Genomic DNA, 16,363 nt, shown 5'->3' with positions numbered 1-16,363 from the left:
TAAAAATGAGTAGAAAAATAAAATTATTGTGGGATTTTAGAGGTCCAGATGCCAAAGAAACTGCCAAACATCATACCATTCACTTAAAAGAATTTGCAACTTTAGAGAATTTATCTTTTTATGAAATCGACATTAAAGAAAATAACCCAATGTTAGTTTCGGCTTTTATTACTGTTGATGAAAAAGATATGAAAATTTACAGAGACGCTTTGAAACCTCAAAGAGGCGAAATAGCTGAATAAATTTAAAGAGAATGCAAACTACAAAACTGACTTCTAAAAGTATTTTACCATTAACCTGCACAAGATCTGGAACTTGCTGTTTTGGAAAAGCTGTCATGCTAAATCCTTGGGAAATTGTGTGTTTTAGCGAAGCCAAAAAAATTACACCCGAAGAATTCAGAGATTTGTATACCGAATTTGGTGGCATTCAATTACTTTTTGATGGAAAGGAAGATCAAAAAGGTCAAAAATCTTGTAGCCAATATATTCCAGATTTTGGTTGTAGTGTTCATGAAGGAAGACCTTTAGCTTGTAGATTGTATCCTTTAGGTCGTCAAATTCAGTTTGATAAAGCTCAATATATTTTTGAAGGAACTACTTTTCCTTGTTTAACAGATTGTGCTGACGTTTTAAATTTACCAAAATTATCTGTAGGCGACTATTTAAAAGGACAAGGTGCAGATTTGTTTGAAAAAGCACAAGATGAATATTTATTGGTGATGCAAAGTATTGCTGATATTGGTTTTGAGTTATTTTTAGAATCTGGTTTATCTGAATCTGGAGACACCAAAACATTAAAAGAATGGCGAAAACTAGGAAATGAAACTCCTGAAATAGTAGCCCAAAAAATCGGCAAAGATTGGTTAGATGCTTTGATGATTCCAGAAATTACCAATGAAATTGAAAACCCAATTAAATTTGCAAAAAAACATAATGATTTACTTTTAGCTAAAGCACAAGTAAAATTTGGAAGTTTACAAACTTTTGAAGAAATCAGTAAAGCATCAATTTTAATGATTGCAATTGCGTTACATTTAGCAAAAAGTTTAGGTGCAGATGCCAAAGGAATTGCTGAACATTGGGTGGAAACTGCTAAAAGTTTTGGAGGTAAAGAGTAATATTAACAGAAAAACATAAAATCACTTCCACTTAATTCCACAGCCAACACTTGGCTTTTGGTTTTCTAAAACATCTTTATTTTCTAATAAATTTTCTAAAGCATTTCTAAGATCAATTCCTGTAACTGGTTTTCCATTTCCTGGCCTAGAATCATCTAACTGACCATGATAAATAACTTTTAAATTTGCGTCAAAAGCATAAAAATCTGGAGTACAAGCTGCATCATAAGCTTTTGCTACTTCTTGCGTTTCATCATATAAATAAGGAAAAGGATAGCTTTCATTTTTCGCCAATTGCTTCATCAAATATGGTGCATCTTGTGGATAATTCTCAACATCATTTGCACTTATCGCAATAAAATTTATTCCTTTTTGTTGATATTCATTTGCCATTTTCACCAATTCAGCATTTACATGAAGTACAAAAGGACAATGATTACAAATAAACATAATTACAGTTCCTTTTTCTCCTTTTAAATCTTGTAAAGAATATTTTTTATCATCAATTGTATTTAATAAAGTAAAATCTGGTGCTTTTGTTCCGTTTTTAAATTCGTTTGATTCTGTTCTTGCCATGATTAGTTATTAGTTGTTAGTTGTTAGTTGTTAGTTTCAGCCAACGCTTGTGCACAAATAAAACCACCTGTCCATGCATTTTGAAAATTGAAACCTCCTGTAACTGCATCAATATTTAAAACTTCGCCTACAAAAAATAAGTTTTTGTGTTTTTTACTTTCAAAATTTTTAAAATTAATTTCCTTCAAATCAATGCCTCCAGCAGTTACAAATTCGTCTTTAAAAGTAGTTCTTCCATTGGCGTTATAAATTCCTTTGGTTAATTCGCTTGCTAATTTTTCTATTTGAAAACTATTTAAATCTGCCCAATTCTGATTTTTAGAAATCCCAGAAAACAACACAAAACGCTCCCATAATCTTTTAGAAATTTCTGCAAATGGCGATTTTAAAATAACAGTTTTTCGAGGTTCTTTCTTTTTTAAATTCAATAAAACATTCAAAACTTTGTCAGTTGGTCTCGATAACCAATTCACTTCTACATTATATTGATAGTTTTTATCAGCCAAAATTCTTGCACCAAAAGCAGAGAGTTTTAAAACAGCTGGTCCACTCATTCCCCAATGTGTAATTAGCAAAGGTCCTGAAGCTTCTAAATTTGTACCGACAATATTTACAGTGGCATTTGGCACAGAAGTTCCCAATAAATCTAACAAACGTTTGTCGTTGATATTAAAAGTAAATAAAGACGGAACAGGTTCTATAATGGAATGATCTAAAGTTTCACACAATTCCCAAACTTTTTTAGAACTTCCTGCAGCAATTACAATTTTATCTGCTTCAAAAACTTCTTTTTTTGTGGTGATAATCCATGTATCATCTTTTTGATGCACCTCATTTACACCACAATTTGTAATTACTTTAATTCCTAAATCGTCGACAGATTTTTGAAAACAATCTATAATTGCCTGACTTGTATTTGCTTCTGGGAAAACACGATTATCACTTTCAATTTTTAAAGGAACTCCTCTATCATCAAACCATTCAAAAGTATCACCAGTCATAAATTTATGAAAAGGGCCCAATAATTCTTTTTCTCCTCTTGGATAAAACTTCACCAACTCTTTTGGTTCAAAACAAGCATGTGTAACATTGCATCTTCCACCTCCAGAAATTTTTACTTTCTGCAAAACGTCATTCCCTTTTTCTAGAATTGTAATCTCTAAGTTTGGATTTTTCTCTTTTGCGTTGATGGCTGTAAAATAGCCTGCTGCTCCACCTCCTATAATTATTACTGAGAGCCCCTTTTTATTCCCTATTTCGACTTCGCTCAATACAGGCTTCTGGAAAAATTCACTCTTACTTGAATTACTCATCTTTTTACTTTTTTTCAGACCTCACAGGTTTTAAAAACCTGTGAGGTATTGTCCGTACTTATAAAATTATTTCTGAATATTTCAAAATAGTTTTAAATCCCTTATTTTTAAAATATGTTGGTGTTTGCGCATTTCCAGTTGCCAATACAAAATCTCCTCCCCAAGCTCCCAAACTTTTAATTTCTCCCAAACTATAATCTGGAAATAATTTTTCTTTTACAGGTTTTAGTTGGATAATATTACTAATAATTTCTTCGTGCTCAACAATTAATTTATTAAAGTTTTCTATAGATGTTGATGCTAAAAATTCATCGGACATTTCTGAAATTCTTTTGATTTCTTTATCAAAATTAGTTCCACTTTCCCTAAATTTTGCAATGCCTTCTTTTGAGTCTTGCTTTTGATTTAAATGCACAAAAAACAAGCTATCTTTAAAAGTTGGATTGAACTCAACTTGCTTAATAACTGGTTTTTTATTATTTATTTGATAAAAAATAGGCGTATCATTTTGAGCACAAGCAATGTCATAACCACTTCCTTTAAAGGAATTCCAAAGTAATTGAAAAGCATCTACTTTAGCCCAACTTGCAATTGAATTTATTAAGGTTGATGAGCTCCCTAAACCCCAATTTCTAGGAAATGTTAAAGTTGTTTTTACAACAAAACCATTTTCCGTATTTAAAAAATTTGGATTTAATCTTTTAGCTTCTTGTAAAATTTCTAATAAGGTTTCTGCAATATTTTCTGCACTTCCTTCTTTATCGGAATTAAAAAAACAATTTATTAAACGTAATTTCTGCAAATCGAAAACAGCCTCGAACCAACATTTGCCTGTATTTGTAAAACTTCCCCAGATAATTTGAGGTTCTTTTATGGCATCAACACTTAAATCTTGACCAAATTTTGTTGGAACTGCCAAAGATTTTGCGCCATCTAAAACCAAATATTCTCCTGTTATCAATAATTTTCCGTTTGAATAATAGTTCATTACAGCAAATCGAATTGTTTAAAATGATGTGTAAAATGTTTTATTTGAAACCTCTTCCATTCTTCAAAATTTAATTCGCCGAAAAAAGGATGCACCACAGTTCTGTTTTTATTTTGTTTAAAAATTAATAAAAAAGATTGTAGTTGATATAATAAATCATCAATTGCAATATCTATAGAACTAAATTTTAATTTTATAGGTTCATCAGCTAAAAAAGAAGCTTTAAAACCTGTTTGCAATTCGTTTTCAGTTTGTAAAAATGGTTTTCTTCTTGCAGTTTTTTCATCAGAAACAAACACATTTACATTCCAATTTCCGTTGGCAATTTGAGTTACTGCACTTAAATGCTCTATCATTTGTTGCGCATTCATTTGTCCAAACACTGGCTTTGAATCTTCATTTAAAGAAGATAATTTATTATTAATGGTATCAAAATCTAAAAAATCTACCCATTTAACATTGGGTTTTCTTAAACCTTTTAATTTTTCTACAACTGCAGAATGGGATACTGTTCTTTTATCAAAATACGCAGTTATTTCCTCTTTTTCGGTAGCAGTGGCATCAAACTGGTTTAAAATATTTTGCAAGTGCATTTTCATGTGTCCATGTTGAATGCCTTTTGTTGTCAACGCTCTTAATGCCGCAAAATTTTGAGCTAAACCTGCTGCTGCAATTATTTGCATTAAAACTCTTGCAGAAGGTTTTTGTAATAGTTCTAAAGAAAATTTAGCCATTGGATGCAAAGCTGTTAAACCACCAACAGTTCCTAAAGCCAAAGGAATTTCTATCCAAAATTTAAAAATCCCATCATCAATAGTACAATGAGACAAACTTGAATAAGTTCCACTTCTTGAAGCATACGCATGTGCACCAGCTTCTATGGCTCTGAAATCGTTGCCTGTTGCTAAAACAACTGCATCAATTCCGTTCATAATTCCTTTATTATGAGTAACTGCTCTATAAGGTTCAATTTCAGCAATTTTTACAGCTTGGTAAAATTTATCGGCAAATTTCTGCGGATCTTCTCCACCCAATTCTTCAATTTTGCAACTCACTTCTGCTCTTACCAAACATTCAGGAACGTAGTTCGATAAAATACTCATTACAATTTCTATCTCGTCATTTTCAAACTTTTTTGCAATAGCTTCTAAGCAAGAATTTATAAAGTTTGCACCCATTGAATCTTTCGTTTCAAAAGTGATGTGGAGTTGGTAATAATTCGCTAATTTATCTGTTTTATCAACCAATTCAATCTCTAGAATTCCACCTCCACGTTTTTCCATATTTTGAGTGATGGAAGCTGTTGCAGCAAATAATTCGGTTTTATTTTTAGCAAAATAGGTTCTTAAATCTTCTTTTTTACCTGCATACATAAAGTGAACTTGCCCTATTTTTGTAGTACCAATTACTTTCGTTTTAAAACCACCTCTAGTGCTCCAAAACTTACCTACTAAAGAAGCTGCAGCAACTACAGAACTTTCTTCTAAAACCATAGGAATTGTATACTCCCTATTATTTATAATAAAATTTGGTGCCACACCAAAAGGCATGTAAAAATTAGTGATGGTGTTTTCTATAAAATCGTCATGAAGTTGTTGTAACTTTTCATCATCATTCCAATATTGTTGTATAACTTTTAAAACTTCTGATGAATTCTTGAAGTAGTTTTTTAGCAACCAATCAACTTTTTCATCTTTTGAAAATTTTGAAAACCCAGAAATAATTTTACTCATTTTTTTAATCTATTAGAAACAAATATAACTGAAACTTTTGCAAAGTTCTTATATATTTAAAGAAGACTTGATAAGAAAAAAATATTTTTTTTATAATAACTATAAATGTTCATCACTTAAAATAATAATTATTATTAAAATCTTTAAAAATTAATATAATTAACACAAAGTTGATAGTGAATAAGATTTAGTAATTATTTTATAAGTAATTACTATTACAAAAATCGCACAAATAAAAGCATTACTATTAAATTTGTGTGTATAATTTTTAAAATATTTAATTATGAAAAATCTTGGTATATTAATTTTAATTGTTGGTTTCTTTTATAGTTGTGCAGTTGTAAGACCAGGAGAAGTTGGTATTAAACAAACTTTAGGAAAACTATCTAAAGAAACAAAAACACAAGGAACTGTAATTTACAATCCTTTAACGAGTAAAGTTTTAATTGAATCTACAAAAACAAAAAACATTAAATTATTTTTAAGCTTGCCTAGTAAAGAAGGGTTGAGTGTAAATTCTGAAATATCGATTTTATACAGATTAGAAGCAAATAAAGTTGCCTCTGTTTTAGAAAACTTAGGGCAAGATTACGAATCTGTAATTACCAGTGTTTTTAGATCTGCAGCATCAGATGTTTGTGCACAATTTTTCGCAAAAGATATGCACTCAGGAATGCGTTCAATAATTGAATTAGAAATCTTAAAAAAGATGAAAATTAACCTTGAGAAACAAGCAGATGGCATCGAATTAATTGGTGTATTAATGAAACAAATTCAATTGCCTGCAGGTTTAGCAAACTCTATTGAAAGAAAATTACAAGCAGAACAAGATGCCATGCGTTTAAAATTTGTTTTAGAGCAAGAAACTTTAGAGGCTGAAAGAAAAATTATTAATGCAAAAGGAGAAAGAGATGCGCAATTAATTATTGCAGAAGGTTTAACTCCTGGTATTTTAAGATTAAAAGCTATAGAAGCTTTTAGAGAATTAGCAAGATCTAGCAACGCAAAAACGATAATTACAGATGGAAAAACTCCTTTAATTGTTGGTCAAGAGGAAATAAACACAAAAAAAGAAGATTAAATTAAAAGTAGATTGTTATTAAATTCAGCTATTCTCGATATTATTATTTATAATATCGAGAATTTTTTTGCGTAAAAATTGAGAATCAATATATAATCTATTGCCAAAATACATAATCTTTAAAACTTCCATAAAATTGACTCTTTTTTTCACAATAATTTCGTAAACTTGAGCAACTTTTATTAAACCAAAGTCTCAAATGAAAAACACAATCATTTTAGGAGCTATCTTACTTATGATAGGCTGTACAAAAAACACCTCAAACTCAACATCAAACGAATTATCAGACAAAAAAGAAATAACTCTCGAAGAAATTTGGGATGGCACTTTTTCGCCTGAAAAAATGAATGCTTTAAACTCAATGAATGGCGATTTTTATTCGCTTTTAAATACTGATAAAAACGGAGTAACAACTGTAGATAAATATAGTTATGCAACTTTAGAGAAAGTTGAAACCATTGTAAGCAGTGCAGATTTAGGTGACCTTGAATCTTTTTCTTCATATAGTTTTAATAATGATGAAACAAAAATTATATTAGGAACCAACTTTAAAAAGATTTTTAGACGTTCTTATAGTGGTACTTTTTATGCCTATGATGTTGCTTCTAAAGAAATATCTTTAATTGGTAAAGACATTCAAGAACCTATTTTTTCTCCTGATAATAAAAAAGTTGCCTACGCAAAAGACAACAATATTTTTATAAAGGATTTCAGTAAAAACGCATTAATTCAAGTTACTAAAGATGGTAAAAAGAATCACATAATAAACGGAATTACAGACTGGGTTTACGAAGAAGAATTTGCCTTTGTTAGAGCTTTTGAGTGGAGCAATAACAGCGAATATTTAGCTTTTTTACGTTTCGATGAAACTGATGTTCCTACTTTTTCTATGGATTTGGTGGGTTCTGAAAACTACCCAGATCAATTGGTTTTTAAATATCCAAAAGCTGGTGAAAAAAATGCAGCAGTTACCTTGCAAATGTTTACATTATCAAACAGAAATACTAAAAAAATTACTTTAGGCGATTACGAATATATTCCAAGAATAAAATGGTCTAATAATGATGCTATTTTAGTAGCAACAACTTTAAATCGTCATCAAAATGATTTAAAATTACACAAAGTAAATGCGTTAAGAAGTTCATCAACTATTTTACTAAATGAAACTGATAAAGCGTATATAGATATTACAGACAATCTTACTTTTTTAGTTGATAATAGCTTTATTTGGACGAGCGAAAAAGATGGTTTCAATCACATTTATCACTATGATTTTAACGGAAATTTAATCAACCAAATTACAAAAGGAAATTGGGAAGTAACTAATTATTATGGTTTTAATGATACTAAGAAAACTATTTATTATCAATCTGTAGAAAACGGTTCAATCAATAGAGGTGTATATTCTATTGGTTTAGATGGTGAAAACAAAAAGTTATTAAGTAATAAAGAAGGGCAAAATTCTGCTGCTTTTAGCACAAACTTAAATTACTTTATCAACACCTATTCGTCTGCTGAAACACCTCCAATTTACTCTTTATATACTGCAGAAGGTGAAATGTTAAAAGTAATAAAAGACAATGCTCAATTAAAAGAGGATTTAGCTGCCTATAAAATGAGTCCAAAAGAGTTTTCTACCATCAATATTAATGGTAATGATTTAAACATGTGGATGGTAAAACCTGTTGATTTTGATGAATCGAAAACCTACCCAATGTTGATGTTTCAATATTCAGGACCAGGTTCTCAGCAAGTTGGTAATAGTTGGAATGGAGCAAACGATTACTGGCACAATATGCTAGCACAAAAAGGCATGATTGTAGTGTGTGTTGATGGACGAGGAACAGGTTTAAAAGGTGCTGCTTTTAAGAAAATAACACAAAAAGAATTAGGTAAATTTGAGGTTGAAGACCAAATAGCTGCTGCTAAAAAATTAGCAGAACGTTCTTATATTGATGAAAATAATATCGGTATTTGGGGTTGGTCTTATGGTGGTTTTATGAGCACAAATTGTCTTTTAAAAGGAAATGATATATTCTCTACAGCAATTGCAGTTGCTCCTGTAACTTCGTGGCGTTTTTACGATTCTGTGTATACAGAACGTTATATGCAAACTCCACAAGAAAATGCGAGTGGTTATGATGATAATTCGCCAATAAATTACGCTGATAAATTAGAAGGAAACTACCTACTTGTTCATGGAACTGGAGACGATAATGTGCATGTTCAAAATAGTTTTAGAATGACAAATGCGCTTATTGAAGCCAACAAACAATTCGATCAATTTATAGTACCAGATAGAACGCACTCAATTTCTAGAGGAAAAAATATGCGTTTAAATTTATATACAAAAATGACTAATTTTGTAGAAGAGCATTTAATTAATACATCAACTAAATAATATATACTTATGAATACTTTAGTAAAAAAACCACATGAAAAAGAGTTAATGGGGCATCCAGTAGGATTATATGTACTCTTTTTTGTTGAAATGTGGGAGCGATTTTCATACTATGGAATGCGTGCAATTTTAACTTTATACATTGCAGCTCCAGTAATTTTTGGAGATCCACAATCTGGTTTTGGTTGGTCTAATGCAGAAACACTTTCTTTTTACGGAACCTATACCATGTTTGTTTATTTAACATCCATTCCTGGAGGTTGGATTGCTGATAAATTTATCGGTCAGAAAAAAGCAGTAATGTTAGGTGGTATTTTGTTATGTATTGGCCATGGTATTTTAGCTGTAGACCAACAATGGGCATTTTTTACAGGTCTTATCTTTATTGTGATTGGAGTTGGGTTTTTAAAACCAAACATATCTACAATGGTTGGTGGTTTATACAAAACTGGTGACGATAGAAGAGATAAAGGTTTCTATGTTTTTTATATTGGTATCAATTTAGGTGCTTTCTTAGGTGCTTTATTAGTTGGAGCAGTTGCTGCAAAATGGGGTTGGCATTATGGTTTTGGTTTAGCAGGTATAGGAATGGCTTTAGGACAAATTGTTTATATGTCAGGCTTAAAATACTTACAAGGAGTTGGAGATTTTATAGGAAGTAAAGATTCACCAAACAAAGATTTACTAAAAAAACCTTTAACTAAAGTAGAGAAAGACAGAATGTTAGTCATGTTTTTATCATTCTTAATTATTATTGTTTTTTGGGGTGCTTTTGAACAAGCAGGAGGTTTAATGAGTTTGTATACAGAACAGAAAACTGATAGAATGTTATCATTTTCATTACCTTTAATTGGCAATGAAGTTCCTGCTGCTGTATTTCAATCTATTAACGCATTTTTTATCATTGTTTTAGGAACTGCTGTGGGTAGTTTTTGGCATAAGTGGAAAATTAAAGGAAAAGAATCTTCGTCTATTTTTAAAATGGCAATTGGTGTAATTATTATGGCCTTTGGTTTTTTCTTTATGAGTAAAGCAGCTTCTGAAGTTGTAATGAATGGTGATGAAGTTGCTGAAAAATCTGCAATGATTTGGTTAGTTTTAGCGTATTTATTTCATACGATTGGTGAACTTTGTGCCTCTCCTGTAGCCTTATCTTTTATTACTAAATTAGCTCCTTTAAAATACGCTTCTTTTATGATGGGAGCTTATTTTGCAGCTACTGGTTTAGGAAACAAAGTTGCTGGTTTTGTTGGCGGACTTTCTGAAAATGCTGGAGATTTTGAGGTTTTTACAGGTATTGCAGTTACATGTACAATTTTCGGATTGTTAATCATAGCAATCTTAAAACCATTAAAAAGACTTACTCATGGAGCTGAAGATAAAAAAGTTGAAGGTGATGAATTAACGGAAGGTTTTGAATTAGCGGAAAACTAAAAACATAAAATTCACAAAACCTCATAAATTAAAACTTATGAGGTTTTTTTTTGCTTTAAAATGAAGAAACTCTAAAATCCATTGATATTTATTAACTTTGGCATATCATTTGTAATTTACAACATATGAAAAAAACATTCTTATTATTTGCGTTGATAGCTTTTAGTTTTGGGACTAAAGCACAAGATAAAATTAATTGGCTTTCTTTTGAAAAAGCAATTGAAATGAATAAAGAAAACCCAAAACCAATGTTGATAGATATTTACACAGATTGGTGTGGATATTGCAAAAAAATGGACAAAGAAACCTACTCCAATAAAGTAATTATTAAGTATATCAACGAAAACTTTTATGCCATAAAAATGGATGGAGAAGGAAAAGAAGATATAACCTATAAAGGCCATACTTTTAAATATAAAAAAGAAGGCAGAACAGAATATCATGAATTATCTGCTGCTTTAATGGAAGGACAATTATCGTATCCAACCACAATTTTTATGACAGAAAAAGAAGAAATGTTACAAAAAATTCCTGGTTATTTAACCAAAGAAAGATTTGAAATTATATTGGCATATTTTAAAACAAGTGCTTACAAAGATAAAGAATGGGCAGATTTTGAAAAAAACTTTAAAAGTAATTTATAGATTTTATCACTTTAAAATATAAGCTCCATTTTGTTCCGTTGAATGAAATGGAGTTTTTTGTTTTCTAGAAGTTTCCTTCCAACTATTCACATAACTTTTATAATTATTTCCATCTGCAATAATTTGAGCTGGTTGCAGGGTTTTTATCAATCTCTCTAAATTTATTTTAGGTGAGTTTCGCAAAATAACAATCGGATTTTTGAGATTTTGTATATTGTAAACTCCCAAACTATCAACTATTAAAATAGGCTGATTTTTAAATTTTAAAATATTTGGAAACTCTCTACTGTATGTTGATTTCACGTTTTCACCAACTTGATAAGAAACCATAGCATTTGTATTTCCAATCGCCAAACTATCCAAATCATGATGCACTAATAAATTAGCTCCTGCCCTATTTGCCATGATAGAATTTCTGCTTTTATGAAAAACAATCAATTCGTTTTTAGTGTTCTTTTGATGATTTTCAAACAAAAAAACACTTTGAATAATTAATAGAGAAACTAAAAAGTAAATCAGTTTTTTAGGTGATTTTTTTATCAAAAAATAAACTCCAAATATGATGACTAAATATGTTGCTAACATCATCAAAAAAGAAAGTGAAATATCTGTAAATAAAAATTGTTCTTGTTTAGAAATCCAATTAACAAAGTTGTTCATCAATGAAATTACAAACCCATAAATCGATGCTAAAGTTTGAGGTAACAAACCTACCAAAGCTAACATTATAATAACAATTCCACCAATTAAAATCGCTCCCAAAAACGGTATTATCAATAAATTTGATAGTAAAAATAACCCTGGAAATTGATGAAAATAATACAAACTTAAAGGCAAAACACCTAATTGAGCAGCCATAGAAACTGTGAATAATTGCCAAATTTTATCGTCTAATTTGAATCGTGGTTTGTAAATTTTATACAATTTGGGTTGAATCCAAATAATGCCAAAAACCGCTAAATAACTTAATTGAAAACCAACATCAAACAAAAACATGGGGTTAAAAAGCAATAGGAAAAACATTGATGTGATTAAAGAAAATAAAATGACATTTTTCCGTTTAAATGATAAACCAATTGCTAAAAAAGTGAACATAGCAACTGCTCTTACAACACTTGCTGATAAACCTGCTACAAAAGCAAACATCCACAGTAATAAAACAATGAGAGTTATTTTTAAAACGCGTCCGTTTTTTAATCTTTCTAAAGGTTTTAGTAAGCTTGATAAAATCAATAAAATAATACCAACATGCAAACCTGAAACTGCCAAAATATGAATAGCACCTGCTTTTGAATAATCTTCAATTAAATCTTTGGAAATATCTTGTCTTTGCCCTAATAATAAAGCATTGATTACTGCTAATTCATCGACTTTAAAATTATATTTTTTTAGTGATTCTTGTACTTGATTTCTAAATTTTGCAGCCATTCCAATCAAAGAAAATTGATCTAAACCCAAACTTTTAAAATCTTCTTGCTCTAAAAATACTTGCTGATGAATGCCTTGTTTGGCTAAATAGAATTTATATTCAAATTGATGTGGATTTGAAGGCTCATTTATCGCTCTAAAATCGGGTTTTGCAAACAATAGTTCATCAACCTTTAAAGAGTTTAAAATACTGTCTTTTGATATATTTAGTAATATTTTACCTTTGGTTTTTGAGCTATCAACTTGTAAAACGATTGCTTCGTATTTATCATGATACAAACTTGGTTTTAATATTTTTTCAATTTTAAAAATTACAGAAGTATCTTCTTTTATAGCATGTTGATAATAGTTTTTATAGTTTGTGTCATTATTAAAAAACACGGCTGAAATCCCCATAAAAAAGAAAAGGAAGAAAGCTAAAAAAGTCCTAATAATTTTTTGTGGAATTATAAAAACTAATATTGCTATTGACCCAAGCAAAACGAATAAGTTTATGAAACCAAAATCCCATAAATTGAGATAGAATTGTGCTAAAATTCCAACAATTAAGAGCACAATAAAATGTAATGGTAAGTAATTCAGTACCTTTTTCATAGCTAGTTAAAGGTAGTAAAAATTTAATTGATTTTTTTTTGATTATTATGTTAATGAATTATTTAGTTATTGGTAAATAACGTTATAATTTAAAAAGGTCTTCGACAAGCTCAGACTGACATTTTATAATGAAATTGTGATTGGATATAATTTAATTGAAGATAGCAAGTAGAATTTAAAATTTAAATAAGAACTTACAAAACTCTTGTAGCTTTTACAAACGCTTTTGACCAATATTTTTGAGACAATAAAGAAACAATAACCCCTTTAGATGTTGTGGAATGTATAAACCGAATTTGCCCATTTACGTTGGAAACCACCAAACCAACATGATTGATGTTTTTATAACTTTTTCTAGTTTTAAAGAATAGTAAATCGCCTTTGGCAACTCTTTTCAAAGAGATTTTTTTGCCTTGTTTAGCCATTTCTCTAGAAACTCTTGGTAATTGAAAATTTTCTTCGCCAAAAGCGACATAAATAACACCTGAACAATCCATTCCTCTTTTGGTTGTTCCTCCATATTTATAGCTTACTCCTTCGTATTTTAAGGCATTTGCTACAATTTTATCGGCTTTTGAAATTGACTTTCTTGAGGTTAAAACTCCATTTTTCTTTGCTCCACAACTAAATAATACAAAGGAAAAAATCAAAAGAAATAAACTATTTTTCATCTAATTTATTTCTTTAATCCGTCCACAATTAATTTTGCTGTTTTTGCGGATGCTCCAACACCTCCTAATTTTTTTTCTAGTTCAAAATAGTCTAAAAATAATTTTTCGCGATGTGAAGTTTCTAAAATTTTAGCAAGTTCTCTTTTAAGATTTATTCTTGTAAAATCGTCCTGAATTAACTCAGTAACTACTTCCTTATCCATAATTAAATTTACCAAAGAAATGTATTTTAAAGTAACAATTCTTTTGGCAATTTGGTACGAAATTGAGCTGCCTTTATAGCAAACAACTTGAGGTACTTTAAACAAGGCTGTTTCTAAAGTAGCTGTTCCAGAACCTACTAAAGCTGCTGAAGAAACAGATAACAAATCGTATGTTTTATTGTTGATAAAACTAACTTTTCTATTCCCGATAATCGTGTCATAAAAAGAAAAATCTTGACTTGGTGCACCCCCAACTACAAATTTATAATTAGGAAAAACATCTACCAAATCTAACATTACAGCCAACATTTTAGTGATTTCTTGCTGTCTGCTTCCTGGTAATAAAGCAATAATTGGCTTATCACCTAAATCGTGTTTTTTTCTAAAATCTGTAATACTAACTTGTTCTCTGTTTGCAATTGCATCAATTAAAGGATGCCCAACAAACTCAACTTTATAATTGTATTTTTTGTAAAACTCCTCTTCAAAAGGTAAGATTACAAACAATTTATCTACATCTCTTTTAATATCTTTTACTCTGCTTGCTCTACTTGCCCAAACTTGAGGCGAAATATAATAATTGGTTTTAAAACCTTGTAATTTTGCCCATTTGGCAATCCTTAAATTAAAGCCAGAATTGTCAATAAAAATAAGTACATCTGGTTTAAATTCGGCAATATCTTTTTTACATAGTTTTATCAATGTTAAAGCTTTTGGTAAATTTTTTATTACTTCGAAAAAGCCCATAAAAGCCCTGTCTTTATAATGAAAAACCAAAGTACCACCAACCTTTTCCATTAAATCTCCACCCCAAAAACGGATGTCTGCTTCTGGATCTTCTTTATATAAAGCTTTCATTAAATTAGAACCATGCAAATCTCCTGAAGCTTCACCTGCAATTATGTAATATTTCATCAAATAAATTTTAAAACCAACGTAATTAAAGCAATTACAATGGTTGTTATTAAAACTCCTTTTGCTCTATTGTCTTGTTTCTTTTTGATAAAAACAAAAAATACAAATAAATTAGGAATGGCAGCAATCGATAAGATTTTACCATACAAATTACCATCTTGTATCAATTGTAATGTTTCAGTAAAACTGAATTTAGAGAAATACTCTATATACAAGAAACAACCTCCAGCTGTTGCAAATAAAGAGACTAAAATGCCAATTAAAATATCTTTTTTTATAGTTCCCAAGAGTTTAATTTTTGAATCATGTGATGTGCTGTTAAATCGAACTGAACTGGTACAATAGATATAAAACCGTTTTCTAAAGCGTACACATCTGTATCTTGTCCTTTATCTCTATTTACAAATTCCCCAGAAAGCCAATAATATTCTTTACCAAAAGGACTTTTTCGTTTGTCGAAAATCTCTTTCCAAACACCCATTGCTTGTCTGCAAATTTTGGTTCCTTTTATTTCTTCTTTCTTTAAATTGGGAATATTTACATTTAAAACAACACCTTCTGGCAAACCGTTTAAAAGTGTATTTAAGGTAATTTTTTTTACAAACTCTTCACTTTGTTTAAAATCTGCATGCCATTTAAAATCTAATAAAGAAAACCCAATTGCAGGTATGCCTTCAATACCAGCTTCTATAGCTGCACTCATAGTTCCTGAATAAATTACATTTATAGACGAATTTGAACCATGATTGATCCCTGAAACGCACAAATCTGGTTTTTTATTTAAAATTTCGCTAATAGCCATTTTTACGCAATCTGCAGGAGTTCCAGAACAGGTATATTCTAATTGCGGCCCATCATCTATCGTAATTGGGTTGCAAGTCAACACATTATCAACAGTAATTGCATGTCCCATTCCACTTTGAGGACTATCAGGAGCAACCACAACCACTTCCCCAATTTTGTTCATTATTTTTATAAGCGCTCTAATTCCTGGAGCTGTAATTCCATCATCATTTGTCACTAAAATTAAAGGTCTTTCTTGCATGAATGTATGTTTAAAGTTTCGATATTAACAATTAAAAATTGATTTTTGCTTTTCTTTTAATTTCTCTTCTAAATACTGATTTTTACAATCTATTTGAACAAAGGTAATTTATTTTATACGATAATCTTTTTAACATTTTATAAAGAGTAAAAAGATCAATTTTTAATTAATATTGTAGCAGTTACAAATTATGGCACTATTTTAGTAGTTGAGTAAC

At 29.9% G+C, this 16,363-nt stretch carries 15 protein-coding genes; 6 read left to right on the top strand and 9 right to left on the bottom strand.

The window, feature by feature from the left end:
• Positions 1 to 5 precede the first annotated feature (5 nt).
• Together P161_RS0109420 and P161_RS0109415 are read left to right on the top strand one after the other, a co-directional pair.
• On the top strand, positions 6 to 242 hold the full coding sequence (locus tag P161_RS0109420; protein ID WP_026776758.1) for a hypothetical protein: 237 nt from the start codon (positions 6 to 8) through the stop codon (positions 240 to 242).
• Between the two features lie 11 nt (positions 243 to 253).
• Positions 254 to 1,120, top strand: a complete 867-nt coding sequence (locus P161_RS0109415; protein WP_026776757.1) for a YkgJ family cysteine cluster protein — start codon at positions 254 to 256, stop codon at positions 1,118 to 1,120.
• Between the two features lie 21 nt (positions 1,121 to 1,141).
• Here P161_RS0109415 and P161_RS0109410 read toward each other — a convergent pair whose 3' ends face one another.
• From P161_RS0109410 to P161_RS0109395, 4 genes are read right to left on the bottom strand one after another with little or no spacing between them, the layout of a single operon-like run.
• Positions 1,142 to 1,696 (bottom strand): thioredoxin family protein, encoded by a 555-nt coding sequence (locus P161_RS0109410; protein WP_026776756.1) that lies wholly within the window; start codon positions 1,694 to 1,696, stop codon positions 1,142 to 1,144.
• 23 nt (positions 1,697 to 1,719) lie between these two features.
• Positions 1,720 to 3,009 carry an NAD(P)/FAD-dependent oxidoreductase gene (locus P161_RS0109405; RefSeq protein ID WP_081817013.1) on the bottom strand — a complete coding sequence of 430 codons (1,290 nt, stop codon included), beginning with the start codon at positions 3,007 to 3,009 and terminating at the stop codon, positions 1,720 to 1,722.
• A gap of 58 nt (positions 3,010 to 3,067) precedes the next feature.
• Positions 3,068 to 3,997, bottom strand: coding sequence for a GYDIA family GHMP kinase (locus P161_RS0109400; RefSeq protein ID WP_026776754.1), 930 nt, complete (start codon positions 3,995 to 3,997; stop codon positions 3,068 to 3,070).
• Positions 3,997 to 5,730, bottom strand: coding sequence for a hydroxymethylglutaryl-CoA reductase, degradative (locus P161_RS0109395; RefSeq protein ID WP_026776753.1), 1,734 nt, complete (start codon positions 5,728 to 5,730; stop codon positions 3,997 to 3,999). Before P161_RS0109395 ends, P161_RS0109400 begins: the two co-directional genes overlap by 1 nt.
• A 283-nt stretch (positions 5,731 to 6,013) precedes the next feature.
• On the opposite strand from P161_RS0109395, the gene P161_RS0109390 reads away from it, so the two are divergent.
• The 4 genes from P161_RS0109390 to P161_RS0109375 all read left to right on the top strand — a co-directional run bounded on the left by P161_RS0109390 (position 6,014) and on the right by P161_RS0109375 (position 11,290).
• On the top strand, positions 6,014 to 6,811 hold the full coding sequence (locus P161_RS0109390) for a prohibitin family protein (RefSeq protein ID WP_026776752.1): 798 nt from the start codon (positions 6,014 to 6,016) through the stop codon (positions 6,809 to 6,811).
• A gap of 199 nt (positions 6,812 to 7,010) precedes the next feature.
• Positions 7,011 to 9,212 carry a S9 family peptidase gene (locus tag P161_RS0109385; protein WP_026776751.1) on the top strand — a complete coding sequence of 734 codons (2,202 nt, stop codon included), beginning with the start codon at positions 7,011 to 7,013 and terminating at the stop codon, positions 9,210 to 9,212.
• Between the two features lie 9 nt (positions 9,213 to 9,221).
• The gene (locus P161_RS0109380; protein ID WP_026776750.1) at positions 9,222 to 10,646 is read left to right on the top strand and encodes a peptide MFS transporter; all 1,425 of its coding nucleotides are present in this window, start codon (positions 9,222 to 9,224) and stop codon (positions 10,644 to 10,646) included.
• A gap of 125 nt (positions 10,647 to 10,771) precedes the next feature.
• Entirely contained in the window at positions 10,772 to 11,290 is a 519-nt protein-coding gene (locus P161_RS0109375; RefSeq protein ID WP_026776749.1) for a DUF255 domain-containing protein, read from the top strand.
• 6 nt (positions 11,291 to 11,296) lie between these two features.
• Here P161_RS0109375 and P161_RS0109370 read toward each other — a convergent pair whose 3' ends face one another.
• From P161_RS0109370 to surE, 5 genes are all read right to left on the bottom strand, one after another.
• Positions 11,297 to 13,312, bottom strand: coding sequence for a ComEC/Rec2 family competence protein (locus tag P161_RS0109370; protein WP_026776748.1), 2,016 nt, complete (start codon positions 13,310 to 13,312; stop codon positions 11,297 to 11,299).
• Between the two features lie 194 nt (positions 13,313 to 13,506).
• Positions 13,507 to 13,983 carry a C40 family peptidase gene (locus tag P161_RS0109365; RefSeq protein WP_026776747.1) on the bottom strand — a complete coding sequence of 159 codons (477 nt, stop codon included), beginning with the start codon at positions 13,981 to 13,983 and terminating at the stop codon, positions 13,507 to 13,509.
• Positions 13,984 to 13,988: 5 nt separating this feature from the next.
• Complete coding sequence (gene lpxB, locus P161_RS0109360) at positions 13,989 to 15,101, bottom strand: lipid-A-disaccharide synthase (protein WP_026776746.1); 1,113 nt, start codon at positions 15,099 to 15,101, stop codon at positions 13,989 to 13,991.
• Positions 15,101 to 15,388: a hypothetical protein gene (locus P161_RS0109355; RefSeq protein WP_026776745.1), complete on the bottom strand. Its 288-nt coding sequence runs from the start codon at positions 15,386 to 15,388 to the stop codon at positions 15,101 to 15,103. The genes lpxB and P161_RS0109355 overlap by 1 nt, the downstream gene beginning before the upstream one ends.
• Positions 15,376 to 16,146, bottom strand: coding sequence for a 5'/3'-nucleotidase SurE (gene surE, locus P161_RS0109350; protein ID WP_026776744.1), 771 nt, complete (start codon positions 16,144 to 16,146; stop codon positions 15,376 to 15,378). The genes P161_RS0109355 and surE overlap by 13 nt, the downstream gene beginning before the upstream one ends.
• Positions 16,147 to 16,363: the final 217 nt, after the last annotated feature.

This window comes from Polaribacter sp. Hel_I_88, assembly GCF_000687935.1.
Classification (GTDB): domain Bacteria; phylum Bacteroidota; class Bacteroidia; order Flavobacteriales; family Flavobacteriaceae; genus Polaribacter.
Note: the sequence above shows the minus strand (reverse complement) of the source record. Positions and strands in the feature narration are given on the sequence as shown.

Coding starts and splice junctions, on each gene's coding strand:
- P161_RS0109420 (WP_026776758.1), top strand. CDS start 6: ATGAGTAGAAAAATAAAATTATTGTGGGATTTTAGAGGTCCAGATGCC.
- P161_RS0109415 (WP_026776757.1), top strand. CDS start 254: ATGCAAACTACAAAACTGACTTCTAAAAGTATTTTACCATTAACCTGC.
- P161_RS0109410 (WP_026776756.1), bottom strand. CDS start 1,696: ATGGCAAGAACAGAATCAAACGAATTTAAAAACGGAACAAAAGCACCA.
- P161_RS0109405 (WP_081817013.1), bottom strand. CDS start 3,009: ATGAGTAATTCAAGTAAGAGTGAATTTTTCCAGAAGCCTGTATTGAGC.
- P161_RS0109400 (WP_026776754.1), bottom strand. CDS start 3,997: ATGAACTATTATTCAAACGGAAAATTATTGATAACAGGAGAATATTTG.
- P161_RS0109395 (WP_026776753.1), bottom strand. CDS start 5,730: ATGAGTAAAATTATTTCTGGGTTTTCAAAATTTTCAAAAGATGAAAAA.
- P161_RS0109390 (WP_026776752.1), top strand. CDS start 6,014: ATGAAAAATCTTGGTATATTAATTTTAATTGTTGGTTTCTTTTATAGT.
- P161_RS0109385 (WP_026776751.1), top strand. CDS start 7,011: ATGAAAAACACAATCATTTTAGGAGCTATCTTACTTATGATAGGCTGT.
- P161_RS0109380 (WP_026776750.1), top strand. CDS start 9,222: ATGAATACTTTAGTAAAAAAACCACATGAAAAAGAGTTAATGGGGCAT.
- P161_RS0109375 (WP_026776749.1), top strand. CDS start 10,772: ATGAAAAAAACATTCTTATTATTTGCGTTGATAGCTTTTAGTTTTGGG.
- P161_RS0109370 (WP_026776748.1), bottom strand. CDS start 13,312: ATGAAAAAGGTACTGAATTACTTACCATTACATTTTATTGTGCTCTTA.
- P161_RS0109365 (WP_026776747.1), bottom strand. CDS start 13,983: ATGAAAAATAGTTTATTTCTTTTGATTTTTTCCTTTGTATTATTTAGT.
- lpxB (WP_026776746.1), bottom strand. CDS start 15,101: ATGAAATATTACATAATTGCAGGTGAAGCTTCAGGAGATTTGCATGGT.
- surE (WP_026776744.1), bottom strand. CDS start 16,146: ATGCAAGAAAGACCTTTAATTTTAGTGACAAATGATGATGGAATTACA.